This is a genomic window from Ruminococcus sp. Marseille-P6503 (assembly GCF_900604945.1).
Lineage (GTDB): Bacteria > Bacillota > Clostridia > Oscillospirales > Ruminococcaceae > FB2012.
This window is the reverse complement of sequence record NZ_UWPB01000001.1, coordinates 593,169-610,177: the sequence shown is the minus strand read 5'-3', so window position 1 is coordinate 610,177 and position 17,009 is coordinate 593,169. Positions and strand designations below refer to the sequence as shown.

Below are 17,009 nucleotides of genomic sequence, written 5' to 3'. Positions count from 1 at the left end.
TTTGAATTATCTGTATAAAACGTTTATTTATTGCTGTTCGGATCTATATAGTTGATAGGATCGATCCATTCTCCGTTCCTTTTCAGTCCGAAATGCAGATGTGAAACCTCGGCGGCTTCTATCTGAGCGGTATCTCCTACTGCGCCGATGATCTGCCCCGACTCTACCGGGTCGCCCTCTTCTACGGTAACCGCCGAGGAAAGATTATAATAATATCCGACAATTCCGTCGCCGTGGTCGATAGTCACACAGTTGCCCCAAAGCGGATCTTCCCAGATTTTCGTTACCTCTCCCCTGTTCATGGATTTCACCTGTGTTCCGGCGTCGGCAGCAATGTCAACTCCGTCATGCGTTTTCCATACGCCGAGGGTTTTGGATTTTACAAGCTCTCCGTTGCTGAAAGGATTTATGATCTCGCCGTTTACAGGCATAACGTTGGGCTGAGTGGATAACAGCTCCTCCATCGCTTCGCTCTGAGAGCTGCTTTCTTCCTTCTCAACGTCGGTCTGTTTCATATCAGCCTGCTGCTCCTGCTGAACGATACTTGTGTCGGGTATGGAAAAGTTAAGATTATCGTTGATCTTGGTTACAGCTTTGTTGTAGGCCGCGACTCCGGCTCCTCCCACTGCGAGCACGCACGCTCCCAGTGTAATATAGATACCTTTTCCGCCCATCATTTTATGCAGCTTAGAATTTCTTAATTTTTTCATAATGACATTCCTTTCATAAATAAGCTTCTAAAGGCAATACCGCACAACAGCAGTGTACGTATTTCCTCTTATAAATACTCCGATTATTCTGGCCCGGAGCCTTCTGCCCAAGCGCGGTACATAATGCCATCGGAAGCATTAGCCCTTTGCCATTATTGTTGACATTAAATTCTTTCTTATGCACCAGGTAAAATATTTTTTGGACAGATTTTTCATCAGCTCAGCGCCGGACAGCCTTTTTTTGCCCAAAGCCGCGGAACAGAACCGCAGAAAAAACGTCAGACAAATGATAATGTAAGAAGCAGGTATAAATATTGTAAAACTATACAGCAAAACACACTAAAATGTAAAATCAATTTTGTTAGTAATGCATATTGGAGAGTCCGCTTAATTATGGTATAATATAATAGAATTATTGTATTTAAAAATGATTTAGGCTGTAAATAATAATCTTTCAATATTCTGCATCTAAGCCGCCTTATTCTAAAACAATGAAAGGACTGGTAAACTATGAGCGTTACCATAAAAGACGTTGCCCGGGAAGCCGGAGTTTCCGTTGCTACAGTTTCAAGAGTTCTGAACGGAAGCACCAATGTTTCCGAAAACTCAACCAAACTTGTAAAGGATACTATCAAAAAGCTAAACTATTCGCCTAATTTTCTTGGACGAAATCTCAGAAAACGTGCTACAAACGTTATACTCGTCATAATGCCTACGACCGACCACTCGCTTTATATGAAAATCGTGGCAGGTATGCAGGTTTACGCAAACAAAGTCGGATATGATATTATTACGGCTTCATCTTATTCAACCTCGTCGGTTGAGATCAGACAGATGAATATGCTGTTTAACCGTACCGTGGACGGCGTGGTGCTCCTAGGAACCTCTTATAACGCCGAAACGCTTAACAGTCTTGCGGAAAATTACGATATCGCTCTTTGCTGTGAAGGAGTCGAGGGCGCCGACGTACTGACAGTTACGGTCAACGATGAGCAGGCGGCTTACGACGCAGTATGCGCGCTTATTAAAAAAGGGCACAGAAAAATTGCGTTTATCGGCACCGAAGTTTCTGCCGTTTCATCGTCCCAGCGTGAGTCAGGATACCTTAGGGCTTTAGAAGATCACAGAATTCCGATAAATCCAGATTACATATACAAGGGAACCTATGATTACTGGCACGGCGGAATAGCCATGGAGCATTTTGCTTCTCTTGAGGACAGACCTACCGCTGTTTTTGCGATTTCAGACATTTTAGCAATGAACGCCATAAGAAAAGCCTGCGAGCTGGGTATGAAGGTAGGCTCCGATATTTCAATAATGGGCTTTGACAATATAACAATGTGCGAAATGATGAATCCCACCGTTTCAACGGTCGAACAGCCCTGCGCGAGAATGGGAGAGCTTGTGGTTCAGAAGCTGATAGATAATTTTTCGTCTTCAAATAAGGATAATAAGTATTATACCGTTGAACATAAGATCATACTCCGAGAATCCACCGGCGACTGATAATAATTCGTTAGACTCGTTCCGAGCTTACCCTATCTGATAAAAATAAAAAATTCAGGGACATTATTTATTACCGACGCCGGATATCCGGTTAAAGAAAGGAAAGTTAAATTAATGTCATTCGGCAAAATACTTGAGAGCATAGACGATATCGTGTGGGGAATACCGCTTATAGTTATTATTATGTCAGCCGGAATCTACCTTACTTTCAGGTTAAGGCTGCTTCAGATAATTCATCTTCCCAAAGCCCTTAAATTCATGTTTAAAAACGAGGAAGGCGGAAAGGGCGAAATTTCAAGCTTCGGAGCGCTGTGCACCGCTCTTTCAGCTACAATAGGAACAGGAAATATTGTAGGTGTTGCGACGGCGGTAGGAATTCTTTCGGGCGGCCCCGGAGCTTTGTTCTGGATGTGGCTCGCCGCATTTCTGGGCATGGCCACTAAATATGCAGAGGGATTTCTTGCCATCAAATACCGAAAAATTGATGAAAACGGTCATGTCTGCGGCGGACCTTTCTATTATATTGAGAACGGAATGGGACCGAAATGGAAATGGCTCGCAAAGATTTTCGCTTTTTTCGGCGCCTGCGTCGGACTTTTCGGGATCGGCACCTTTTCTCAGATAAACGGTATCTCATCTGCCGTCCAGAATTTCTTTGACCCTGCCAGAGAGCATACTGTCAGAATATTCGGAACAGAATACACCGTCGCGGTTATCGTTTCAGGCTTTATTGTAACGCTCTGCGCGGCGCTTGTAATTATCGGCGGAATAAAACGGATTTCCGGAGTTTCACAGGTGATCGTTCCATTTATGGCGGTCGTTTACATTGTAACCTGTCTGGCTCTTGTTATCATCAATATTGAAAAGCTTCCGTCGGCAGTTTCGATGATATTCTCTCAGGCGTTCAGCTTCAAGGCCGCGGCGGGCGGTTCGCTTCCTATGATATTTGTCGCAATGCAGAAGGGCGTAGCAAGAGGCATTTTTTCAAACGAATCGGGACTGGGCTCGGCGCCTATCGCTGCCGCCGCCGCTAAAAGCAACAATCCTGTGCGTCAGGGACTTGTGTCAATGTGCGGAACCTTTATTGACACAATTATCGTATGTACTATGACCGGAATCTCGATTATCATGATGGGAAGCTATGACGCTGTAAACCCTGCTACCGGCAAATATTATGAAGGCGTTGAGGTTACGACTCACGCGTTCAGGGAAGGCTTTTCCTTTCTGCCGTCGGCGATACCGGCGTTTGTGCTGATGGTCTGTCTTGTTTTCTTTGCCTTTACCACTATTTTAGGCTGGAATTATTACGGCGAACGCTGTCTTGAATACCTTTCGGGAGGAAAAGCGGGAGCTGTAAAAATATACAGGTTCTTTTATATCCTTGCCGTTTTTATCGGACCGTATATGACCGTAAGCTCGGTCTGGACGATTGCCGATATTTTCAACGGACTTATGGCGCTTCCTAATCTTGCGGCGTTATTTGCTTTAAGTCCGGTGATCGTCCGTGAAACCAGACAATATTTCAGAAAACCTGAAGATATTTATTCTCAGGATCGTGTCGCTTCCGCTTCCGAAGATTAAGGGCAGACGGAATATATATTTAAACCAATTGCGGCGCTGCATCGGTCAATACCCTGCGGCGCCGTTGATTTATTATCATATCCGGCTGATAGCCTCCTGACATTCCTGTAATATATTTGCTTTTTGTTTAGGAAAAATGTCTATAAAAACAATAACTCTTTGTATGAAATAAACAAAAATGATTACGCAAATTTTAAAGAGTTTTTGTTTTATTGACAACGATTACATCCAATGCTATAATAAAAACATAAAGAGGCTTATTTTTGTTTTATACAATTAATTTACGGAGGTTTTAATATGAAAAACACCAAGCGAGCGCTTGCCGGTTTGATTGCCGTCGCGTCTGCATTCGGATTTGCCGGCTGCGGCAAGTCGTCAGGAAACGAAGAATCGTCCTATGTTGATAAGGTAAAGGTTGAAGATACCGACCAGATAGCGGCTATTCCTGACGATGCGGAAAAAGAGCTTATATGGCTTTCATACTTTGACATCAACCCCACTAAGAGAGAGCCGGAAACCAGAACCGATCTGGATCTGTTCCAGAAAAAAGGCGGTTCTATAACCTACTGGCAGACAACTTCACTGGAAAAGTATGAAGCGCTTGCAGCCAGACTTATGTCAAACGATCCTCCCGATATGTTCTGGTATGAGCAGAAAATGACATTCCCTGCCAACGTTATAAAGGATATGTTCCAGCCAATCGACGAGCTTGTAGATTTTGACAGCGATATGTGGAGCGGAGTTAAGGATACCGCCGATAATTTTGCGCTTAACGGAAAGCATTATGTCGCGCCGATAAAGTTCGTAACAAACTCTGTGCTTACATATGACAAGTCAATGATTGAAGCCGCACAGCTTGACGATCCGTACGATCTGTATATGGCTGGCGACTGGGATTGGGATACATGGTATGACCTTATGGACGAATACTGTTCAGCAGCTTCAGACGGTGAGGAAAGATACGGCATAAACGGTTGGTTCGCCCCGTTCATTTTCCATTCGACCGGAAAAACTCTTATTTCACTTGATGAAGAAAAGAACGAATATGTTTCCAATCTGTATGACGCCGACTTTGAGCGCGCTACAGACGTTCTCTACAATATCCAGAAAAACGGTATGTATTATCCTGACTGGGTAGGTCAGGCTGCGGACGCTTTCAAAAAGAATATTCTGTTCTACGCTATGGGACCGTGGGCGGTTTCCGGCTCTCATACTCCTGCCGACGGCGAGGAATGGGGAATCGTTCCGATGCCTAAGGATCCGGATTCTGATACATACTACTGCACTCCTGAGATAAACGCTTATATGTGGGTAAAAGGCTCTACTAAAAACGAAGCGATGAAGACATGGATGGAGTGTGCCAGACTGGTTAATACTGACGAAAAGTATAAGGCTATCGATAAAGAAAAATTCTTTACTACCAATCCGAACTGGACTGAAGAAATGTATCAGATGGCATATGAGGAAACCTTTACTGAAAAATACGTTCAGATGATCGATCCCGGATACGGAATTTCAACAGTGCTTTCCGACGATGACGCAGCAACCACGGCAACTAAGGAAGCGATTATTTCCTATATGTACTCGTCTGTAATGAAGACTGATGACGACGGAGCACAGTATACATGGACTCAGCTTCGTGAAACTTATAAAAATACCATTGACTCCGAGCTTAAGACCTTTAACGCGGAGTATAAAAAGTTTATAGGCGAATAAAATCGTCAGCGCTACCTAATATGCATTCTAAACAGCTATTTAGCTGAATAGCAAACGGCTGGATAAAACGGGCAACCGCCTTGATTTATCCAGCCGTTATTTTTTATTAAACACCGTTCCGATATTCGGCAGCAGGCGAAACATTTCAAAGATCCTTTAAATCAATTCTTGCAACCAGTATCTGAGCGCAAATACCGGTAAAAAGCCCCGCGGCGCACCCGGAAATCAGAAGAAAAGGAAGATAGGAGATAACCGCGGCAGTTCTCATAACAACAGCCGCCACGGCAATCTGTCCGATATTGTGCAGTACGGCTCCCAGAATACTGCAAACCCAGATGTGCTTTACATCTATCGCCCTTTTGAGCAGCAGCATTCCCAGCAGACATAAAATTCCTCCGCCTAAGCTGAAAAACAGCGTAAGCATACTTCCCGCGAAAATCGAGCCGAAAATTATTCTTGTAAAGAGTATCAGCGCAGTTTCCTTTGCCGTACAGCGATATACCGCGTACACCGTCACAATGTTGGCAAGCCCCAGCTTCATGCCGGGAATCGGAGCAATATTCGGAATCCGCAGCTCGATTATAAAAATTATCAGCGAGATGGTCGTAAGCAGTCCCAGCTGCGCCAGTCTTTTAGCGTTCATTCTCTTTCACCTCGCCGCTCCGTCCGCACTGTCCTTATAGACAAATTCGATCACAAGCTTATTCGGCAGGCAGACTATCGGCAGATCCTCAAGCCAGCCTGTATTTATGCAGGTATGATCGGGACAGTCTGCTTCAAGCATATGTATTCTGCCTTCCTTAATTTCAATTACGTTTTTTCTTCCCTCATACTCAACCGTTATGGTCCGATCGCTTTCTTTACTTAAGTCCAAAGTATACAATATTTGTCCGTCCTGTGAAATTGTTACGGTTTCCTCCTCCGGCTTGTTAAGAATAATAACGCACCAAACGACCGCAGCCATAAAAACTGCCGCCGCGGCAGCGATCCACAGCCTTGAATTTTTCATCTGCGAATCACGCTCGCTTTCTTACGGGAAAAATTTCGCTGAGTATAAACTATCTTATACGCGCCTTCTACTTAAATATATCACATTTTTATTCATTTTGCAAATGTCTTTTTCAAATATATAGCATATGCATAGGTAATGCTGATAAATGTGACGTCAACCGCCTAACACCCACAATTACAGGGCGCAGGCGTTCAATACTGAAACGCGGATTCGAGTATACAAACATAGGCAATACCCCCGCAATCAGCGTGCGGTATTGCCCAGTGTCTGCTCATCTAATGATAATCGGCTTGTATCCTATTTGCTAACGATACGGTAATAGCTTCTTGACGTGATCTTGTAAACCAGCGCATAGAAAACCGCAAATACTGCAAACGCGCCTGCCGTCACTCCAATCAGAAGCGGCGTATTGAACAGCCCGAACAGCTTTAAAAGCTTTGCAAGAATAGGAAAAGCAAAGCCTATATGCAATCCTGCCATCAGCAGAGGCGCGAAAAATACTGTAAGTATCTGCGAATTTATACTGCGGCGGATTTCCCGCTTTGTCATACCGACCTTCTGCATTATCTCAAACCGCTCCGCGTCCTCGTAGCCCTCGGTGATCTGCTTGTAGTACATAATAAGCACAGCCGCAAATATAAACACAATACTCAGGAGTATTCCAAGAAAGAAGAGTCCTCCAAACATGGAATAGAAGCTTTGCTTCTTTTCCGCCAAGCCTTCAATACTGACGTTGGGAAAAGCTTTATCTTTACTCTCCAGCGAGGAGATTTTCTTTTCTATATCTTTGGTAACCCTTATCTCAGCTTCTTCGCCGCAGTCAAGGTCAAAGCCGTAGTAGTCCTCCAGAATCGAAGCGTTTTCTCCGTACATTTTTTTCTGAAAGCTGTCAATTTCATCTATCTTTTTCATGTCGGAAACAAAAACAAATATTGAAGATAAAGCCGTAGAGGATTCCTCGCCGTTTGAGATAAACTCATCAGCCTGCTTTTTGATCTTCATCGTCCCAAAGCCGTCTATAGTAAGCTCGTCGTACTTATAGTCGGTTTTGGTCGCATATATAATTATTTCATCATCCGCTATCGTCTCATTTTTGTCCATAAGTCTGTTATACTCGTCTATAGTGAGGAAAAACAGCTGTTTGATTTTTCCGTAGTCTAAAACAGCTTCTTCCCTGTCAAAGCTTATCACGCTTCCGTCAAGCATACCGGCTACCGGAAGATACTGATAATACAGCAAATTCTGAGGGCTCATAGCATTGTCTTCAAGAACCTTCTGCGCGGCGGAATGAACCGGCTCTGTATACTTCCCGTCTGCTGAATACGTTTGAATAACAATATCTCTTGGATAACGCTTGTGCAGAGTATCTTCCTTTCCTGCATAAAGACACAGCGTAGACGAGATCATTACCAGCACCATAGTGGAAAGTATGCATATTGAAGCAAGACTCGCGCCGTTTCTTTTCATCCGATAAGCCATGGAGGATACGGAAACAAAGTGCTCGGTTTTGTAATAATATTTCTTGTTTTTCTTCAAAACCCTGCACAGTGAAACCGAGCCGACTGTAAAAAGGATATATGTAGCGGCGATAACCATTATTACCGCTATGAAAAACACCGACAATGCCGCCATAGGCTCCTCAATGGTACATGATAAATAGTATGCTCCCGCAAGCAGGACGATTCCAAGAACCGCGAGAAGCATACGCGCCTTCGGGGGCTTTTCTCCGGTATTCTCACTGCGCAGCAGCTCTATCGGCTTTGATATGTGAATCTGTCTGAGAGAATTAAGCAGTATCAGCGCAAACGCTATTGCGAAAAGTATAACCGAGCTTTTTACCGCCTGCCGCTCGACTGTAAAACCGAAAACCGCCTCATCTGCCAGTATTTTAGCCGTAACAAGCTCCGACAGCTTAGAAAACGCGATTCCTAATCCCAGTCCCGCGCCGACGGAGATCAGGAATATAATCAGCGTTTCCCATACCAATATCACGGCAATATTTTTCTTTCCCATGCCTAAGATATTGTAAAGTCCGAACTCTTTTTTTCTGCGGCGGATAATAAAGGAGTTAGTGTAAAACAGAAAAATGACCGCAAACACCGCTATAACTCCCGTTCCCCATGATAGGATCATCTGGATATCCCTGCCGCCATTCATCTGATAAACGGATTTTGAATAGGTAAGATAGGAAACAATGTAGTACATCATGACCATTCCCACGCAGGTAAGAATGTAGGGCAGATAGATCCTGCCGTTTTTTCTTATGCCCTGAACGGCAAGCTTAGGAAAAAGACTATTCATTTCTATCACCGCCCGTCGCAAGCAAGGTCAGAGTGTCGGAAATTTTCTGATACATCTGCTGATCGGAGCTTCCGCCTCTGTAAATCTGATGAAACACTTCTCCGTCCTTGATAAAAAGAACCCTTCCCGCATGGCTTGCGGCTTTGACGGAATGTGTAACCATCAGTATCGTCTGTCCGCTGCGGTTGATCGCGGAAAATATTGCAAGCAGCTCGTCGGACGCTTTGGAATCAAGAGCTCCTGTCGGCTCGTCGGCAAGCAGGATTTTCGGATCTGTTATCAGCGCCCTTGCCGCGGCGGCTCTCTGCTTCTGACCTCCCGAAACCTCATAGGGATATTTGGACAGTATGTTTTTTATGCCAAGACTGACCGCGATCGGCTCAAGCCTCCTTTTCATTTCCTTGTACTGCATACCCGCAAGAACCAGCGGCAGATAAATATTGTCTTCCAGAGTAAAGGTATCGAGCAAATTGAAGTCCTGAAAAACGAAACCAAGATTGTCGCGCCGGAAGGCTGAAATCTCCTTATCCTTGATTTTTGAAAGAACCCTTCCTTCAAGAATAACACTTCCCTTTGTGGGTTTGTCAAGCGCGGCGAGAATGTTCAGCAGCGTCGTTTTGCCGGAACCCGATTCTCCCATAATTGCAACATACTCGCCCTCCTCCACTGTAAAGGACACATTTGACAGCGCCCGAACCTGATTACCTCCGAATCTTGTGGTATAAATCTTTTCAAGGCCCTGCACCTCTAAAATCGCCATTTTGAAAACCTCCTCATGTTCAGACCGTACTGCGGTCTTTCCGTATCTCTAGTATAACAGAAAAGCCGAATGTCGAACATCTATTTGTGTGACATTTCGGCTTTTTATGTGACATTTTTGCAAGGTCATTCTATTTCAAGCTGATCCGAATGCAGATCAATATAAAAGGCGCTGCCTCTGCCAACGGTAGATTTCACGCTTATTCTGTGAGAAAGCTTGTCCGCCGCTCTCTTGGTAAGATACAATCCCAGACCGGTGGATTTTTTATCCGCTCTGCCGTTGTAGCCTGTAAAGCCCTTTTCAAAAATACGAGGAACATCTTCAGGAGAAATTCCGATACCCGTATCCGAAATGCTGAGTATCTTATCCTTTGAAACCGATATTTCAACCTGACCGCCTTCGGTATATTTTACAGCGTTGGACAGCAGCTGTTCAATAATGAACGACAGCCATTTTTCATCTGTCAGAACTATTGCGTCGGTGGGTTCGTATTTCAGATTTATGCGTTTGCGTACAAACTGCGGAGCAAACTTACGAACAGCGGTTCTGATAATTTCGTTAAGCTCATACCGCTTAAATACAAAGTCGGAGGATTCGCTGTCCAGCCTGAAATAGCAAAGCACCATCTCAACATACTGTTCAATGCGGAACAGCTCTGACGCAAGTTCGCGGTGTTCGTCGCTGTCCTCGCTCTGGAGAATCATCTGCATTACAGAAATAGGAGTTTTTATTTGGTGGACCCATGTCGTATAATAATCTATGCTTTCAGAACGTTCTCTTCGGTATTTTGTTAAAACTGCCGCGTTTTCCTCTCTCAGACGTATTACCATCTCTCTGTAGTCCGCTTCGGCAAGGGTTTCCGGCTCCGGCAGATTTTCAGTCATGATCAGAATGTTTTGGAGCAGATACTCGCGCTCTCTGCTGCGCTTACAGAAATTCCAGAAGTGAAAGAGGATTATTACCGCCGCGGCAAGTATACAAAGCAGCGACGCATAAATAACCGCCTCCGCTTCAAGATTATACAGCGAAAAAACGGCGGCAAAAATCAGAGCAAACAGCAAGAAGCATAAAGCGGTATAACGATACTGATAAAGATATTTTCCAAACAAATCACGCTTTTTCATAGCAGCCTCACAGTTCAACGATATATCCGCTTCCGACCCTTGTTTTAATAAAATCGCACAGACCCGCGCCTTCAAGCTTTTTTCTCAGACGCGCTACATTAACTGTCAAAGTGTTTTCCTCAACATAGCAATCCATCTGCCACAGCTTTGTCATCAGCGTATCTCTGCTGACTACTTTCCCTTTGTTTTCAAGCAGCGTCTGCAAAATACGAAACTCGTTTTTTGTAAGCTCGATCCTTTGATCCTGATAAAGCAAAGTCGTATCGTTTAAATTCAGCACCGCGCCCTTGTGTTCCAACACGGGAATTTTTCCCGCCATATCGTAGGTACGGCGCAGAATAGCCTGTATCTTTGCGATCATTACGTTCGGCTCGACCGGCTTTGCAATAAAATCGTCGCCTCCCATATTCATTGCCATAACGATATTCATATTGTCTGAAACAGACGAGATAAACACGATAGGAACTCTGGAAATTTTACGCAGCTCAGCGCACCAATGGTAGCCGTTGAAAAACGGCAGCATAATATCCAGCAGAACAAGGTGAGGGTCGTAAGCGGTAAATTCGGGAATTATATTTTCAAAATTACGTACGCGGCATACGTCATAATTCCATGATTCAATGTGCTTTTTCATAGCCGCCGCCAAAGCGCTGTCGTCCTCTATAATCAGAATTTTGTACATTTGATCTTTATAACCTCTTTTCAAGCAAAAGAATTATACAGCATATAGCAATTAAATATGATTGCTTTTTATGATTATATCACACTTAAGCATATAAATCAATTATTTATGCGTCAGACAATTCTAAGCTTAGAAAATGAATTAATATATTTTATATTGAAAGTTTGCTCTCTGCCTTATTATTAAAAACGCCTGTCGGCAGTAGTTTTCTACAGGCGGCAGGCGTTAGTTATTTTAATCAATAAAGATACAATACGGTATCAGGTCATTTTATAATTGCCGGACACGCTGTACTAAAATCAGAGGTACTGACATATGTACTATACCAGGAAATCCTGATAACCGTCGTTTTCCTCTTTAAGACTTTTTATCTGGCTGACGATAGCTTCGTTTTCAGCCTCCATTTTTGATTTAAGCTCTGTAACGGCGTTCTGCTTTTCAAGCAGCTCAGCCTGAACCGCCGACTTTTCACTGTCAAGAGCGTCAAGAACGTTTTTATTTTCCTCTTCGTATTCCTGGAACCTTCTGTTAGCCTCAGCGGTAGCGTTCTTATATTCGGCGTCGATTTCCTCAAGCCTTCTGCGGTATTCCTCGTCAGCCTTTGCAATAGCCTCGCGGTGAGCTTCCCTCGCCTTTTCCAGCTCGGCGCACGCCTCGTCAAGCTTAGCCTGAGCCTTTTCAAAATTTTCCTGACAAACAGTAAGCTCTGCTCCGGCGGCTTCAAGCTGCGGAGCGTATCCGCCGTCCAGCTGAGCAGCCTTATCCTCAAGCTCAGCGATTCTGGCATTGTTCGCTTCGATCTGACTCATAGCAAACGCTTTCATTTTGCTGAGAGCCTTGCTTGCTTTATCTGAAGCGGCTTCGGCTTCCGGCGAATCGGAGCTTTCATCAGATACATTTTCCAAACCGTTATTGTTTTCACCTGTTTCCTCAGCCGCATCCAAGTCCATTTCAGCCGGCTGAATATCGCCGTCTAAATGAGGGGGCTGAATCTCATCCATCATATTTTCAGCCGCTAGGATACTTTCCATATCCGAAGAATGACCGGCGGCATTTCCGCCGACCTGATTAACATAATCGTCTACCAGGCTTACTGTTCTTTCTGACGATCCTGCGGCCGCGGCAGCAAATTCCTCCTGCTGCTTTTTCTTCTTTTCCAGCATATACCTTTCGAGCTTGCTGAGGTTATCAGCGCCTTCCTCCTCGCTGCTTTCCTCAGCTTCCTCCGCTGCGTTCTCAGGCTCTGCCGGCTTAGGCTTAGCAGTGATAACAGTTTCCGGAATACTGTCCTCACCCAGCTTTCTTCTTATTACGCCTACGACAATATCATTTCTAAGTTCAGTTTCAGCGCAGATATCCTCCACAGACTTTCCTTCCTGAAACATTCTGACGATTTTCTCATTTGTTGACTCTTCTTTTTTCTTTTTCAGTGCTAAAGCCATATTGACCAATCCTTTCGTGAAACGGGTTACAGTATATATTATTCAAAAACTTTTATTAAAATAACTGTATATTTGTATTATATCACAATTTATTTTGTAAAGCAATAGAGAATTAAAATTTATAGCCAAAAAAATGCACGATTTATGCTGTTGATTTTAGTGAAACATTAACATATTTATAAGCCGTGCAGTTTACGTCCAATGTGCCAAGAATCCTGATGTAAATTTGTATATATCAACGAATTTATAATATATTATTGACAAATAATATTATATGATATATAATATAATTAAGAAAGCAATATTGTATAAATTTCAGAAAGGAGACAGCATATGAGTTTTCCTATAAGCGCCGGTCTGCTTGACGCCATGGTACTTTCAATTGTTGACAGAGGCGATACCTACGGTTACGAAATAACTCAGTATATACGAAACGCGGTAGACGTATCCGAATCCACACTATATCCTGTTTTAAGGCGACTGCAAAAAAGCGAGCTGCTTGAAACCTATGACAGAGAATATATGGGCAGGAACAGACGCTACTACCATGTAACAAGCAAGGGCGTATCAGCGCTTTCTCAGTACCGGAACGACTGGCATGAGCATAAAAAGAAAATAGACAGTATTCTATTAAACGGGTCGGATAAAGCCTGAAACCTGAATCAGGGCTTTGCAAACCGCTTTTATGCGCTTGCGACGCGATTTACTTATACAAACCGCAAAACTCAGAAAGGAATGGTTTATAAATGAAAAGAGAAGAATTTCTTGAACAGCTTAAAAAGCGCCTCAGCCGTCTGCCGGACGACGAGCTTGAAAATGTTCTTGATTATTACAATGAAATTTTTCTGGACGCCGGTACAGAAAACGAAGAACAGACTGCCAAAAATCTTGGAAGCATTGACGACATAGCACGTCAGATATATGCCGATAATAACATTGCGCCGGACGGAAATCCTGAATTTATAATGGAAGAAGTAGTAGACAAAAGACACAGTGAAGCAGAACCGCCCTCCGAAAAAGAAAAAGGTATGTCATTCGGCGGTAAATTATTGCTCATAATTCTTCTGTTCCCTATATGGCTTCCGCTCATAGCCGTTATAAGCGCGGTGCTTTTTTCAGTTGCAGTCACCTTTATAGCCCTCGGCTTTTCGCTTGGCATTGCAGGAGCCGCTTTGACTGCTGTCGGAGTATTCACCATATTTACCGCTCCGCCTATAGGAATGGTAACGGCGGGAACAGGTCTTGTCCTGCTGTCGCTCGGAACCATAATAGCAAAACCTCTTTTCAAACGAGTATGGTCGGGACTTGTTTCATTATTAAACTGGCTGACAGGCAAGGCGCACGGATTTTTAGCTGACAGGGGGGCAGTATAAATGGAAAACAGCAGGAAAAGAAGGCTCGGTATTCCCGTTATTCTGCTGATAGCGGGAATAGTTCTAATAGCTCTGGGAACTCTTTTGATAAAATTCACCGATACCGATAAATATTTTGCCAAAGAAAATATAAACGAAAGCTTCTCTGCTGAAAATATTGAATGTCTGAACGTTGAAGCGGCAACGGCTAATTTTTATCTGGAAAGCTACGACGGCAGCGAAATAATAGTAGAAGCGCACGACATTCCGCAGGACAGATATTCTTTTGAATGCAGCGGCAATAAATTCAGCATAGAATACAATCAAGCCAAATGGTATGAATGGTATAAGACGTTCGGCTTCGGGTGGTTTGAAAAAAACTATAACGATTCTTATATAAAGATCAGAGTTCCCGACAAGGAATACGCCGCTTTGAAGCTGGAGGGCGGAATAGGCGAATATACCGTCAGCGGTCTGAAATGTATAAATGCCGACATAGATTCCGGAATAGGCAAAAACAGCTTTACGGAATGTACAATAAGCGGCAAGCTCAACATAGATATGGGTATAGGCGAGCTGATACTTGAAAATTGCTCGCTTAATCAGTCTGATATTGACGGCGGAGCAGGTCAAATTAATTTCAGCGGAAAAATACTCGGAGGGCTCAACGTTGACTGCGGCATAGGCGACAGCAGCTTCAAAATAGACGGCTATTATTCCGACTATGACATAAAAACTGACACGGGTATTGGGGAGATAAAAATAGACCGAGGAAGCGCCGGCAATAACGGCAGCTCCCTGAAAATACCCATAGATATAAACGGAGGAATGGGCGAGGTCAATATCAGTTTCAAATAAGCAAGGAGGTATTTTTATGAATAAAAAGCTTTATCGGTCAATAAGCAGCAGAATGATATGCGGCGTCTGCGGAGGAATTGGGGAATACTTCAATATTGACCCCAATGTGGTGAGGATAGGTTTCGTCATTCTTGGCTGCGGCGGAGTAGGAATTATCACCTATATTGTTGCGGCAATAATTCTTCCGGAAAAATAATGATATGCCATAAAAAATCATATAGACGCTTTTAAAGCTGAATTCTGAAATCTATCATAGCGTGTTTGCATAAAACAAATATGCAGGTTTTCGGTCACAGAGCTTAACGCAGGAATACTGCCGAACGGCAAAAAATCCTGGCGATATATGCGTGAAGCTTTACCGAAAATCCGTATGCTTGAATTTTTGCGGCACGCTTTATTTTTGCTTTTACCTAAAAACAGTCGGATTAACAGCCGTTGCTGTGCTTATGCCCGAGATGGATAACCGGATTTGATCAGGGTATAATATTAAAGGATATTGTCCCGTTTTGTTACGGCAGCAACGGATTTGCCGCGCCGGAAAACGTACGGTATCACCGAGATATAATCAATAATGAAACGGAGAGTACAGCAATGAAATCAATATGGTCTGCCAGCGCCGAGCCTGACAAGTTTCCTAAGCTTAAGCAAGATATAAAAACAGACGTGCTGATCATAGGCGGAGGAATTGCCGGTATTCTTACCGCTTACCGGCTGCACAGTCAGGGCGTGAACTGCGTTGTGGCTGAAAAGGAGAGGATCTGCGGCGGAACCACCTGCAATACTACCGCCAAATTAACCAGCCAGCACGGGTTTATTTATCAGAAGCTGCTTAAAAGCGCCGGCGCGGAAAAAGCGTTAATGTATTTTAAGGCTAATCAAGCGGCGCTTGACGAATACAAAAGGCTTTGTGAAAATATAGAATGTGATTTTGAGACAAAGGATAATTATGTTTACACTTCCGATGAAAAAAAGCTTGAGAAGGAGCTTTCCGCATTGGAGATCATAGGCTCTGACGCCGAGCTGTGCCGCAGGCTGCCGATTCCTGTGAATTACTCCGGAGCGGTAAAATTCGGCGGTCAGGCTCAGTTTAATCCTCTGAAATTCATCAAATCAATTTCGCGGGGATTAAACATATACGAAAATACTTTTGTCAGGGAAATGACGGAAAACTCAGCAGTTACAGATTCAGGAAAGATATATTTTGACAAGGCGATAGTAACTACCCACTTCCCTTTTATCAACAAACACGGAAGCTATTTTCTGAAGCTATATCAGCACCGCTCATATTTCATAGCCCTGGAAAACGCTCCCGACGTCGGAGGAATGTACGTTGACGAAAATAAAAAAGGATATTCGTTCAGAAACTACAAAAACTTTCTGCTTGTGGGAGGAGGCTCTCACCGAACGGGAAAGAAGGGCGGAAGCTGGGAAGAACTGCGGAATTTTGCCGGCATACATTATCCCGGTTCAGCCGAAAAATATTTCTGGGCGGCGCAGGACTGCATGAGCCTTGACGGAATACCTTATATAGGCAATTATTCTAAGAATACGCCGAATTTATACGTTGCCTCCGGATTTAACAAATGGGGCATGACAGGGGCGATGACGGCGGCAATGATACTGAGCGATATGGTCACCGAAAAGAAAAACGAATACGCGGAAGTTTTCGATCCCTCCAGAAGTATAATAAAACCGCAGCTTTTTATAAACGGATTTGAAGCTGTAACCAATCTGCTGACAATTTCAAAAAAGCGGTGCCCGCATCTCGGCTGCGCCCTTAAATGGAACAGCGCCGAACATTCATGGGACTGTCCCTGTCACGGTTCAAGATTCTCCGAAAAGGGCAAGGTTCTTGAAAATCCGGCAAACGGCGATCTTAAAAACTGCGATTCCTAAACAGCTGTTTTGAACAGCTCCTCACGATTTCAGCATATATAAAAACTGCCGAAACAGCCTGTTGGTCCG

At 43.8% G+C, this 17,009-nt stretch carries 16 protein-coding genes; 8 read left to right on the top strand and 8 right to left on the bottom strand.

Annotated elements, in window-relative coordinates; genetic code table 11:
* Positions 1 to 23 precede the first annotated feature (23 nt).
* The gene (locus tag EIH25_RS02870) at positions 24 to 710 is read right to left on the bottom strand and encodes a M23 family metallopeptidase (protein ID WP_124098428.1); all 687 of its coding nucleotides are present in this window, start codon (positions 708 to 710) and stop codon (positions 24 to 26) included.
* Between the two features lie 510 nt (positions 711 to 1,220).
* Here EIH25_RS02870 and EIH25_RS02865 point away from each other — a divergent pair.
* From EIH25_RS02865 to EIH25_RS02855, 3 genes are all read left to right on the top strand, one after another.
* Entirely contained in the window at positions 1,221 to 2,216 is a 996-nt protein-coding gene (locus EIH25_RS02865) for a LacI family DNA-binding transcriptional regulator (protein WP_124098427.1), read from the top strand.
* A 114-nt stretch (positions 2,217 to 2,330) separates the two neighbouring features.
* Positions 2,331 to 3,797 carry a sodium:alanine symporter family protein gene (locus EIH25_RS02860; protein WP_124098425.1) on the top strand — a complete coding sequence of 489 codons (1,467 nt, stop codon included), beginning with the start codon at positions 2,331 to 2,333 and terminating at the stop codon, positions 3,795 to 3,797.
* A gap of 297 nt (positions 3,798 to 4,094) precedes the next feature.
* Positions 4,095 to 5,513 carry an ABC transporter substrate-binding protein gene (locus EIH25_RS02855; protein WP_124098424.1) on the top strand — a complete coding sequence of 473 codons (1,419 nt, stop codon included), beginning with the start codon at positions 4,095 to 4,097 and terminating at the stop codon, positions 5,511 to 5,513.
* Between the two features lie 145 nt (positions 5,514 to 5,658).
* On the opposite strand, the gene EIH25_RS02850 is transcribed toward EIH25_RS02855, so the two are convergent.
* The 7 genes from EIH25_RS02850 to EIH25_RS02820 all read right to left on the bottom strand — a co-directional run bounded on the left by EIH25_RS02850 (position 5,659) and on the right by EIH25_RS02820 (position 12,834).
* A complete protein-coding gene (locus EIH25_RS02850; protein ID WP_124098422.1) occupies positions 5,659 to 6,156 on the bottom strand; it encodes a Gx transporter family protein in 498 nt (165 codons plus the stop codon).
* A gap of 6 nt (positions 6,157 to 6,162) precedes the next feature.
* Positions 6,163 to 6,522 (bottom strand): NusG domain II-containing protein, encoded by a 360-nt coding sequence (locus EIH25_RS02845; RefSeq protein ID WP_124098420.1) that lies wholly within the window; start codon positions 6,520 to 6,522, stop codon positions 6,163 to 6,165.
* Between the two features lie 300 nt (positions 6,523 to 6,822).
* Positions 6,823 to 8,826 carry an ABC transporter permease gene (locus tag EIH25_RS02840; RefSeq protein ID WP_124098418.1) on the bottom strand — a complete coding sequence of 668 codons (2,004 nt, stop codon included), beginning with the start codon at positions 8,824 to 8,826 and terminating at the stop codon, positions 6,823 to 6,825.
* Positions 8,819 to 9,586: an ABC transporter ATP-binding protein gene (locus EIH25_RS02835; RefSeq protein ID WP_124098416.1), complete on the bottom strand. Its 768-nt coding sequence runs from the start codon at positions 9,584 to 9,586 to the stop codon at positions 8,819 to 8,821. The genes EIH25_RS02840 and EIH25_RS02835 overlap by 8 nt, the downstream gene beginning before the upstream one ends.
* 125 nt (positions 9,587 to 9,711) lie before the next feature.
* Positions 9,712 to 10,710, bottom strand: coding sequence for a sensor histidine kinase (locus tag EIH25_RS02830; RefSeq protein ID WP_124098415.1), 999 nt, complete (start codon positions 10,708 to 10,710; stop codon positions 9,712 to 9,714).
* Positions 10,711 to 10,717: 7 nt separating this feature from the next.
* Positions 10,718 to 11,392, bottom strand: a complete 675-nt coding sequence (locus EIH25_RS02825; RefSeq protein WP_124098413.1) for a response regulator transcription factor — start codon at positions 11,390 to 11,392, stop codon at positions 10,718 to 10,720.
* Between the two features lie 320 nt (positions 11,393 to 11,712).
* Positions 11,713 to 12,834 (bottom strand): hypothetical protein, encoded by a 1,122-nt coding sequence (locus EIH25_RS02820; RefSeq protein WP_124098412.1) that lies wholly within the window; start codon positions 12,832 to 12,834, stop codon positions 11,713 to 11,715.
* Between the two features lie 333 nt (positions 12,835 to 13,167).
* On the opposite strand from EIH25_RS02820, the gene EIH25_RS02815 reads away from it, so the two are divergent.
* The 5 genes from EIH25_RS02815 (at position 13,168) to EIH25_RS02795 (ending at position 16,940) form a co-directional block, all read left to right on the top strand.
* Positions 13,168 to 13,488, top strand: a complete 321-nt coding sequence (locus EIH25_RS02815; RefSeq protein WP_124098411.1) for a PadR family transcriptional regulator — start codon at positions 13,168 to 13,170, stop codon at positions 13,486 to 13,488.
* Positions 13,489 to 13,580: 92 nt separating this feature from the next.
* Entirely contained in the window at positions 13,581 to 14,207 is a 627-nt protein-coding gene (locus EIH25_RS02810; RefSeq protein ID WP_124098409.1) for a DUF1700 domain-containing protein, read from the top strand.
* Positions 14,208 to 15,044: a DUF4097 family beta strand repeat-containing protein gene (locus EIH25_RS02805; RefSeq protein WP_124098408.1), complete on the top strand. Its 837-nt coding sequence runs from the start codon at positions 14,208 to 14,210 to the stop codon at positions 15,042 to 15,044.
* A gap of 16 nt (positions 15,045 to 15,060) precedes the next feature.
* Complete coding sequence (locus EIH25_RS02800; protein WP_124098407.1) at positions 15,061 to 15,240, top strand: PspC domain-containing protein; 180 nt, start codon at positions 15,061 to 15,063, stop codon at positions 15,238 to 15,240.
* A 395-nt stretch (positions 15,241 to 15,635) separates the two neighbouring features.
* Complete coding sequence (locus EIH25_RS02795) at positions 15,636 to 16,940, top strand: FAD-dependent oxidoreductase (protein WP_124098405.1); 1,305 nt, start codon at positions 15,636 to 15,638, stop codon at positions 16,938 to 16,940.
* The last annotated feature ends 69 nt before the right edge of the window (positions 16,941 to 17,009 follow it).

Excerpts from the sequence above, each read along its gene's own strand:
- EIH25_RS02870 (WP_124098428.1), bottom strand. The coding sequence starts at position 710 with ATGAAAAAATTAAGAAATTCTAAGCTGCATAAAATGATGGGCGGAAAA.
- EIH25_RS02865 (WP_124098427.1), top strand. The coding sequence starts at position 1,221 with ATGAGCGTTACCATAAAAGACGTTGCCCGGGAAGCCGGAGTTTCCGTT.
- EIH25_RS02860 (WP_124098425.1), top strand. The coding sequence starts at position 2,331 with ATGTCATTCGGCAAAATACTTGAGAGCATAGACGATATCGTGTGGGGA.
- EIH25_RS02855 (WP_124098424.1), top strand. The coding sequence starts at position 4,095 with ATGAAAAACACCAAGCGAGCGCTTGCCGGTTTGATTGCCGTCGCGTCT.
- EIH25_RS02850 (WP_124098422.1), bottom strand. The coding sequence starts at position 6,156 with ATGAACGCTAAAAGACTGGCGCAGCTGGGACTGCTTACGACCATCTCG.
- EIH25_RS02845 (WP_124098420.1), bottom strand. The coding sequence starts at position 6,522 with ATGAAAAATTCAAGGCTGTGGATCGCTGCCGCGGCGGCAGTTTTTATG.
- EIH25_RS02840 (WP_124098418.1), bottom strand. The coding sequence starts at position 8,826 with ATGAATAGTCTTTTTCCTAAGCTTGCCGTTCAGGGCATAAGAAAAAAC.
- EIH25_RS02835 (WP_124098416.1), bottom strand. The coding sequence starts at position 9,586 with ATGGCGATTTTAGAGGTGCAGGGCCTTGAAAAGATTTATACCACAAGA.
- EIH25_RS02830 (WP_124098415.1), bottom strand. The coding sequence starts at position 10,710 with ATGAAAAAGCGTGATTTGTTTGGAAAATATCTTTATCAGTATCGTTAT.
- EIH25_RS02825 (WP_124098413.1), bottom strand. The coding sequence starts at position 11,392 with ATGTACAAAATTCTGATTATAGAGGACGACAGCGCTTTGGCGGCGGCT.
- EIH25_RS02820 (WP_124098412.1), bottom strand. The coding sequence starts at position 12,834 with ATGGCTTTAGCACTGAAAAAGAAAAAAGAAGAGTCAACAAATGAGAAA.
- EIH25_RS02815 (WP_124098411.1), top strand. The coding sequence starts at position 13,168 with ATGAGTTTTCCTATAAGCGCCGGTCTGCTTGACGCCATGGTACTTTCA.
- EIH25_RS02810 (WP_124098409.1), top strand. The coding sequence starts at position 13,581 with ATGAAAAGAGAAGAATTTCTTGAACAGCTTAAAAAGCGCCTCAGCCGT.
- EIH25_RS02805 (WP_124098408.1), top strand. The coding sequence starts at position 14,208 with ATGGAAAACAGCAGGAAAAGAAGGCTCGGTATTCCCGTTATTCTGCTG.
- EIH25_RS02800 (WP_124098407.1), top strand. The coding sequence starts at position 15,061 with ATGAATAAAAAGCTTTATCGGTCAATAAGCAGCAGAATGATATGCGGC.
- EIH25_RS02795 (WP_124098405.1), top strand. The coding sequence starts at position 15,636 with ATGAAATCAATATGGTCTGCCAGCGCCGAGCCTGACAAGTTTCCTAAG.